Annotated in this window: 6 protein-coding genes; 3 read left to right on the top strand and 3 right to left on the bottom strand. The window is 68.0% G+C overall.

Translation table 11 applies throughout. The annotated features are described in order from the left end of the window. Positions 1-27: 27 nt before the first annotated feature. On the bottom strand, positions 28-432 hold the full coding sequence (locus tag VN779_RS14845; RefSeq protein WP_325723584.1) for a (R)-mandelonitrile lyase: 405 nt from the start codon (positions 430-432) through the stop codon (positions 28-30). A 45-nt stretch (positions 433-477) separates the two neighbouring features. Continuing rightward, a complete protein-coding gene (locus tag VN779_RS14840) occupies positions 478-1500 on the bottom strand; it encodes a zinc-dependent alcohol dehydrogenase family protein (protein ID WP_325723582.1) in 1023 nt (340 codons plus the stop codon). Positions 1501-1734: 234 nt separating this feature from the next. Here VN779_RS14840 and VN779_RS14835 point away from each other — a divergent pair, with 234 nt between their 5' ends. From VN779_RS14835 to VN779_RS14825, 3 genes are all read left to right on the top strand, one after another. Continuing rightward, on the top strand, positions 1735-2628 hold the full coding sequence (locus VN779_RS14835) for a helix-turn-helix transcriptional regulator (protein WP_325723580.1): 894 nt from the start codon (positions 1735-1737) through the stop codon (positions 2626-2628). Between the two features lie 201 nt (positions 2629-2829). Then, positions 2830-3894, top strand: coding sequence for a LacI family DNA-binding transcriptional regulator (locus tag VN779_RS14830; protein WP_325723578.1), 1065 nt, complete (start codon positions 2830-2832; stop codon positions 3892-3894). Positions 3895-4179: 285 nt separating this feature from the next. Next, entirely contained in the window at positions 4180-6060 is a 1881-nt protein-coding gene (locus VN779_RS14825; RefSeq protein ID WP_325723576.1) for a cellulose binding domain-containing protein, read from the top strand. 104 nt (positions 6061-6164) lie between these two features. Here the strand turns inward: VN779_RS14825 and VN779_RS14820 are convergent. After that, positions 6165-6282: LUD domain-containing protein (locus VN779_RS14820; RefSeq protein ID WP_349260797.1), on the bottom strand; the 118-nt coding region annotated here is incomplete at its 5' end.

Here is a 6282-nt window from a genome sequence, read left to right as displayed (position 1 = left end):
CTTAGTCGGCGGCCGGCTTCGGCATGCTCATCGCGCTGCTCCGTATTCCTCATCGGTGACGTGCTCGCCCCAGGTCGTCTCGTCCCCGGCATCAGGCCCCGGGCTCTCCCAGATCGCCAGATGGGTCATGAACCTGTCGGGGGCGGCGCCGTGCCAGTGCCATTCGCCGGGCGGCGTGTAGACCGTGTCACCCGGCTTCATCACGATGACCTTTCCGCCGCGCGCTTGCACCAAGCCGATGCCCTCGGTCACGTGCAGGGTCTGTCCCACCGCGTGGGTGTGCCAGGCGGTGCGAGCGCAGGGAGCGAAGCGGACGGTGTTCACACGCACGCGTGAGGGTTCTTCGCCTCTGGCGATGACGTCGAAGAAGACGTCACCGGTGAACCACTGCTCCGGTCCCTTGGCAGTGGGCTGAGAGTCACGCACGTCCATTCTGATTCTCCTTGCGGCGGCGGCGGTCACCGGATGACGGCAGGCTTACGGCTGCAGAAGCACCTTGATGGCGCGGCGCTCGTCCATGGCGCGATACGCCTCGGCGGCCTCGTCGAGCGGAAGTTCGAGGTCGAAGACCTTTCCGGGATCGATGCTCCGGCTCCAGATCAGCTCGATCAAGGTGGGCAGGTACTGGCGCACCGGGGCCGGACCGCCGTGCAGGTGCACGTGCGAGAAGAACAAGTCCTGACCGTCGAGCGCGACACCGTGTGAGACGCCGACGTATCCGACGTGTCCGCCGGGGCGAGTCGAGCGGATCGCCTGCATCATCGACTCCTGCGTGCCGACCGCTTCGACGACCGAGTGCGCGCCGAGTCCGCCGGTCAGTTCCTTGATGCGCGCCACGCCCTTGTCGCCGCGCTCGGTGACGATGTCGGTGGCGCCGTACTCGAGGGCGAGCTTCTGCCGCGACTCGTGCCGGCTCATCGCGATGATGCGCTCGGCGCCGAGTTGCTTGGCCGCGAGCACGGCGAGCAGGCCGACCGCGCCGTCGCCGACGACCGCGACCGTCTTGCCCGGTCCCGCCTGCGCGGCCGCCGCGCCGAACCAACCGGTACCCAGCACGTCGGAGGCGGCCAGGAAGCTCGGGATCAGGTCGGCGGAAGGCACGTCGGGCGTGGCCACCAGGGTGCCGTCGGCGAGCGGAACACGCAGGTACTGCGCCTGGGCGCCGCCCGGGGCGGCGGGCTCGCGGTGCACGCACGAAGTCTGGTAGCCGGCGCGGCAGATCTCGCAGGTGTTGTCCGAGGCGAAGAACGAGCCGATCACGAACTGGCCCGGCTTGATCGAGTTCACCTCGTCGCCGACCTCTTCGACGATGCCGACGTACTCATGGCCCATCGGCCGCGGCTCGTCCACCGGCTCGATACCGCGATAGGGCCATAGGTCCGAACCGCACACACAAGTCGCCGCCAGGCGGATAATCGCATCGCTCGGGGCGGCGATCGCCGGGTATTCGCGGTCCTCGACCCGAACGTCACCGGGAGCGTGCATCACTACACCGCGCATTTTCGTCCTCCTTTTTGCTTTGAGCCTGTGGGCAGACTGGCCACGGTGCCGCCCGGGAGACCCGGACGGGTTGCCGTGTCCCTGAGTGCGGGACATCGGCCACAGTCAGCGCGACCGCCTCTGCTCGTCCACCGCTACCCAGCAAACCGGGTTCATCCCCGGCCAGGGAGTCTCTGTTGAAAGGTGTACTGGCAGGGCATCCCTGGCGAGGCGGGCGCGGCGTACGGTCATGGTGTGGACAATCGCGCCGAAGTCCGCGAGTTCTTGATCTCGCGGCGAGCCAAGATCACCCCTGAGCAGGCCGGGCTGCCCGCCGGATCCAACCGCCGGGTCCCGGGACTGCGGCGCAGCGAAGTCGCCGCGCTGGCCGGCGTGAGCATCGAGTACTACTCGAAGCTGGAACGCGGGTCCATCGCCGGGGTATCGGCCAGTGTGCTGGACGCGATCGCGCGCGCCCTGCATTTGGACGACGCCGAGCGGGCGCACCTGTTCGACCTGGCAAAAGCAGCCGACGGCACGAGCGCGCTGGAGCGGCCGCGCCGTCGCGCCGCAAAGCAGTGGAAGACGCGACCGGGCCTGCAGTGGATCCTGGACTCGATCTGCGACGGTCCGGCGTTTGTGCGCAACGGCCGGCTGGACCTGCTTGCCGCGAACCGCCTGGCGCGTGCCTTCTATCACGACGTTTATGCCGACCCGCAGCGTCCGCCGAACCTTGCCCGCTTCACGTTCCTCGACCGGGCCGCGTACCGGTTCTACCCGGACTGGGATCAGGCCGCCGAGATCACCGTGGCGATCCTGCGCACGGAGGCCGGCCGCAACCCGCACGACAAGGACCTGCACGACCTGATCGGCGAGCTGTCCACGCTCAGCGAGGAGTTCCGCAAGCGGTGGGGCGCGCATGACGTGCGGCAACACGGCGCCGGGGCCAAGCGTTTCCATCACCCGGTGGTCGGCGAACTCACCCTCGCGTATGAGGGCCTGGAGATGGTCGCGGAGCCCGGCCTCACTCTGACTGTCTACGCCGCGGAGCCCGGCTCGCCCTCGGAGCAGGCACTGCGGCTGCTCGCCTCCTGGGCCGCGACTCAGGAGGCTGAGGCCGCGGCGGTGGAAGCGCTTTCGGCTGAGTGATGCGCAGCTGAGTGATGCGCGGCAGGTAGGCGTGCGGCGGCCCACCGCCGCTGCCAGCCTGATCGGCGCTCGTGGCGCCGGAACCGTGCGAAACTCTTCAGAGCGCGCCTTCCAAAGGCAATCGGCGAGAAACTTTCGCTGGGCGCGCGGGAGAACGTAACATCGAACGGGATCGAATACCACCGGGCCGGGAGGGCGATCTTGACGGACAACGACGACGGATCTGGCGGCGCTGCCGATCAGGAACGGGACCAGGAGCCCGCGGGCGGCGAGCCGAGGGGGCCGGTGACGATCGCGTACATCGCGCAGTCGGCCGGGGTGTCGGTGCCGACCGTCTCGAAGGTGCTCAACGGCAAGTCGGGGGTGTCCGCGCAGAAGCGGGCGCTGATCGAGGAGCTGATCAACCGGCACGGCTACCGCAAGCCGTCCGGCTCGAACCGCAGCAACGTCGTCGAACTGGTCTTCCGCGAGCTGGAGAGCATGTGGGCAGTGGAGATCATCCGCGGCGTGGAGCGGGCGGCCCGCAAGCACCGGGTCGGCGTGATGGTCTCCGAGTTCGGTCTGCACGACGCGGCACCGGGCTGGGATGACACGGTGTCGCGCCGACCGAACTGCGTGCTGTCCGTGGCGCAGCTCTCGGCTGCTGAGCGGGCCGAGCTGACCGCGAAAGGCATCCCGTTCGTCGTCTTCGATCCAACCACCGAGCTGCCTGACGATGTGCCGTTCGTCGGCGCGACGAACTGGTCCGGCGGCCGGGCCGCGACCAGGCATCTGGTCGAGCTCGGACATCGGCGCATCGGGATGGTCGCGGGCCCGGACTTCGTGCTGTGCTGCGCGGCCAGGCTTGACGGCTACCGCTCCGCGCTCTCGGCGGCGGGGCTGGCGGCCGATCCGCAGCTGATCGCGCACGCCGAGCTGACCCGGGAGGACGGCGCCGAGGCCGCGCGAACGCTGCTCGCGCTGCCGGAGCGACCGACTGCGATCTTCGCCTCGAACGATCTCCAAGCGCTCGGGGTGTACCAGGCGGCTCGGGAGGCCGGCCTGCGCATCCCCGACGATCTTAGTGTGGTCGGCTTCGACGATTTGCCGGTGGTGGCCTGGGTGGATCCGCCGCTGACGACGGTGCACCAGCCGCTGACCGAGATGGCGGTGGCGGCGACCGAGCTGGCCCTGGCGCTCGGCCGGGGCGAAGCGGCGCCGCAGGCCGGGCTGGAGATCGCCACGACGTTGACCGTCCGGGCGAGCACGGCGCCGCCGAAGGACTGACGCCGCCTCAGGACTGATTGACGCTGGCAAGAACCAACACGGCTTAAGAACTGACGCCGCCTCAGGTCCGACGTCGGTGCAGCTCTGAGTCCCGGTGGCGACGGGCGCGGAAACTTACGTGTTCTCCCGTATGCCTCTGGCCTGCCTCGACGCGACCGACTCCGGCGACCGTTGACCTCCGGACCCACGCTGGCTAACCTCCGCGAGAAACTATCCGGCGAGACCCTACGAAACTCTCTGCGCCTGCCGGGCGGTTTCTGAAGACACTGTTGTCTGGAGATGCCCATGCGAAGACTCGCTCACGCGCGCCGGTTCCGGTTAGCCGGGCTGGCCGCAGCCATACCACTGGCAGCCGTAGGTGCGATCGCGGTAGCCACCCAACCCGCGTCAGCCGCCACCACCGCGACTGTCACGATCAACGCCGGTCAAGCGCTCGCGACCATTCCGTCCACCGGCGTCGGCATCAACGTCGCCGTCTACGACTCTGATATGAACGGCTCGACCATCCCCGGCCTGCTGAAGTCCGGCGGATTCGGGGCGGTGCGCTATCCGGGCGGCGGATACGCGGACGGCTACAACTGGCAGACCAACACCGTCACCGGCGGCTACGTCGCGCCGAATACCGACTTCGACACCTACATGGCGACCGTACGCGCGGCAGGAGCGCAACCGATCCTGACCGCGAACTATGGCTCCGGAACCCCGCAGGAAGCCGCCGCGTGGGTCCAGTACGCGAATGTCACCAAGGGCTACGGCGCGAAGTACTGGGAGATCGGAAACGAGGTCTACGGCAACGGCGAGTACGGCGCCACCTGGGAGACCGACACCCACTCGAGCCACAGCGCGACGACGTACGCGACCAACCTGCTGCAATACATTTCCGCGATGAAGGCCGTCGATCCGAGCATCAAGATCGGCGCGGTGCTCACCACGCCGGGTTACTGGCCGGACGGCATCGTGGGCACCGGTGACACGATGGATTGGAATCACACGGTCCTGTCCATCGCCGGCCCGAAGATCGACTTCGTCATCGTGCACCACTACCCGAACTCGACCAGCGAGGCCGACCTGCTCGGCAAGCCGCAGGCCGACATCCCCGGCATGGCCAGCACCTTGCGATCCCTGATCAACCAGTACGCGGGCAGCAACGCGCCGAACGTCGGGATCGCGGTGACCGAGGCCAACGCGAACGCGTACAAGGACACTGCGCCCAATGGCTTGTTCGCGCCCGACGAGTACCTGACCTGGATGGAGAACGGCGCGTTCACGCTGGACTGGTGGGACATGCACAACGGCACCGATTGCAGTTCGGTGACCACGGTCGACGGCGCCACCGACTACAACGACGGCGGCATGCTCTCCAGCGGCTCCGGCAACTCCTGCGAGCCGGCGCAGGACACCCCGTTCCCGGCGTACTACGGCGCGGAGATGATCAGCAGGCTGGGATCGGCGGGTGACACGCTGGTGGCGGCCGGCAGTTCCACCTCGCTGCTCTCGGCGCACGCGGTCAAGCGCGCCAATGGCGACGTGGACGTCATGCTCATCAACAAGGACCCGAACAACGACGCCACGGTCTCGTTGTCCTACAACGGTTTCACGCCGTCATCCGCGGCGCCGACGGTATATTCGTACCTGAAGAACGCCACATCGATCGGCTCGGCGACGACGGGCAGCGCGAGCAGCCAAACGGTGCCCGCGTATTCGATTGTTGTTGTGCAGCTGCATCCGGGCAGCGGCGGTAGCCCCAGCCCCTCCGCCTCGCGGACGACATCGCCGTCAGCCGCGCCGACCGCGTCCCCATCGCACTCGCCGAGTGCCTCGCCCAGTTCCACGCCGGGCGGTGGATCGGGAAGCTGCAAGGTCAGCTACACCAAGACCGAGTGGCCAGGCGGTCTGACCGGGAACGTCACGATCACGAACACCGGCAGCACGGCGGTCAGCGGCTGGACGCTCGCGTTCACGTTCCCCGGCGATACCAAGGTGACCAATGCGTGGAACGCGACGGTGACGCAGAGCGGATCCTCAGTGCGCGCAACCAACCTGTCGTATAACGCTGCCATCCCGGCCGGCGGCAATACCTCGTTGGGCTTCAACGGAAGCTGGGCGAGCAATGACGCCAGCCCGACTCTGTTCACGCTGAACGGCGCTACCTGCTCCCTCGGCTAGCTAACGAGCGCACCCAGACGTGGTGCCCCGGCCGCCTCCGCCGCCGGGGTACCACTCGCGTTAGCGCGCTGGCCGGGCACGGGTTTGTCAGGGGTCAGTTTTTGTCAGGGGTCTGTGGTGATGATGACGTCGAGGTGGCGGGGTCCGTGGACGCCTTCGATTCTGTTGAGTTCGATGTCGCTGGTGGCGGAGGGGCCTGAGATCCAGGTTTGGGGGCGGGTG

The organism is Actinocrinis sp. (assembly GCF_035605935.1).
Taxonomy (GTDB): Bacteria; Actinomycetota; Actinomycetes; order Streptomycetales; family Catenulisporaceae; genus Actinocrinis.
This window is presented reverse-complemented; position numbering and strand designations above follow the sequence as displayed.

Bases quoted from the DNA above. Each gene is read 5' to 3' on its own strand.
- VN779_RS14845 (WP_325723584.1), bottom strand. From the start codon at position 432: ATGGACGTGCGTGACTCTCAGCCCACTGCCAAGGGACCGGAGCAGTGG.
- VN779_RS14840 (WP_325723582.1), bottom strand. From the start codon at position 1,500: ATGCGCGGTGTAGTGATGCACGCTCCCGGTGACGTTCGGGTCGAGGAC.
- VN779_RS14825 (WP_325723576.1), top strand. From the start codon at position 4,180: ATGCGAAGACTCGCTCACGCGCGCCGGTTCCGGTTAGCCGGGCTGGCC.